Below are 253 nucleotides of genomic sequence, written 5' to 3'. Positions count from 1 at the left end.
GAGCTGGGCGTAGGTCAGGGTCGAGCCGGCGTCGGCGTCGGTGAGGGCGGGGGCGTCGGGGGTCCTGGCCGCTTGCCGGGTGAAGAGTTCGCCGAGGGAGGCTTCGGGCAGCGGCAGGGCGGTGTCGTTGAAGTCGGTGAGCAGGTGCTGGTGTTCTTCGGGGGTGAGGAGGTCGATCGTGCCGAGCGGGCGGTCGGGGTCCTCGGTGGCCGCGTCCATCAGGCGTACCCAGCGGTCGAACAGGGCCTGCACC

General features: G+C 71.9%; 1 protein-coding gene. It reads right to left on the bottom strand.

What is annotated here, in order from left to right; genetic code table 11:
* A partial coding sequence (locus JK359_RS38695; RefSeq protein WP_201844431.1) for a hypothetical protein occupies positions 1 to 253 on the bottom strand: 253 nt, incomplete at both ends.

Source organism: Streptomyces actinomycinicus (assembly GCF_016741775.1).
Lineage (GTDB): Bacteria > Actinomycetota > Actinomycetes > Streptomycetales > Streptomycetaceae > Streptomyces > Streptomyces actinomycinicus.
This window is presented reverse-complemented; position numbering and strand designations above follow the sequence as displayed.